The sequence below is a fragment of the Actinoplanes rectilineatus genome (assembly GCF_000962825.1).
Taxonomy (GTDB): domain Bacteria; phylum Actinomycetota; class Actinomycetes; order Mycobacteriales; family Micromonosporaceae; genus Actinoplanes; species Actinoplanes rectilineatus.
Genome location: NZ_JZKF01000207.1, coordinates 1 through 1,105, shown reverse-complemented (window position 1 = coordinate 1,105; position 1,105 = coordinate 1). Strand labels below are relative to the sequence as shown.

Here is a 1,105-nt window from a genome sequence, read left to right as displayed (position 1 = left end):
CTAGTGTCCTGCGCCGGAAATTCGGTCACAAAATCTGGCGATTGATTCGAGGATCTCCTCGGCGGTCTTGGTCCAGATGAACGGGCGCGGGTTGGCGTTCCAGTCGGTGACCCAGTCGCGGATGTCGGCTTCCAGGGCTTGCACGCTCTTGTGGACCCCGCGTCGGATCTTCTGGTCGGTGAGGAAGCCGAACCAGCGTTCGACCTGGTTGATCCAGGACGAGCCGGTAGGGGTGAAATGCATGTGGAACCGGGGATGCCGGGCCAGCCAGGCCCGGATCGCGGGGGTCTTGTGAGTGCTGTAGTTGTCACAGATCAGATGGACGTCCAGGCCGGCGGGCACGGTCTTGTCGATAGTCGTCAGGAAATGCTTGAACTCCGTCGCCCGGTGCTGGCGGTGCAGTTCGCTGATCACTGTGCCGTCGGCGATGTCGAACGCGGCGAACAAGCTGGTGACACCCTTACGGTGGTAGTCGTGGGTACGCCGTTCGGGCATGCCGGGCATCATCGGCAGCACCGGCTGTGAGCGGTCCAGGGCCTGGATCTGTGACTTCTCGTCGACACACAACACCACGGCCCGCTCGGGCGGATGGTGATACAGGCCGACGACATCGACGACCTTGTCCACGAACAGTGGATCGGTGGACAGCTTGAACGTGTCCGCCCGGTGCGGCTGCAGACCGAAATCACGCCAGATCCTGCCGATCGTCGACTTCGACAACCCGGTCCGGGCGGCCATCGACGCACGCGACCAGTGCGTGGCGTTCGACGGCACCTGCTCCAGCGTCGCCACGATCACCTCTTCGACCCGGTCCACGGTGATCGACCGCGGCCGGCCGGGCCGCTGCTCGTCACCGAGCCCGTCACACCGATGCGCCAGGAATCGTTGCCGCCACTTGCCGACCGTCGACAGATCGACACCCAGCCTGCGCGACACCTCCGTGTTCGACAGGCCCTCCGCGCAAGCCAGGATGATCCTCGCCCGCTTGGCCAGCACCTGCGCCGTCGACCCCCGACGAGTCCAGTTCGTCAAGGTCATTCGTTCCCGCTCGGTCAACACCAGCGGCACCATCGGACGGCCAGCACGCGACATCACTCGACGCTAC

General features: G+C 64.7%; 1 protein-coding gene. It reads right to left on the bottom strand.

Annotated features, from left to right (window positions below; translation table 11 throughout):
- Entirely contained in the window at nucleotides 1-1,092 is a 1,092-nt protein-coding gene (locus tag WH85_RS46105; protein WP_157411668.1) for an IS630 family transposase, read from the bottom strand.
- Nucleotides 1,093-1,105: the final 13 nt, after the last annotated feature.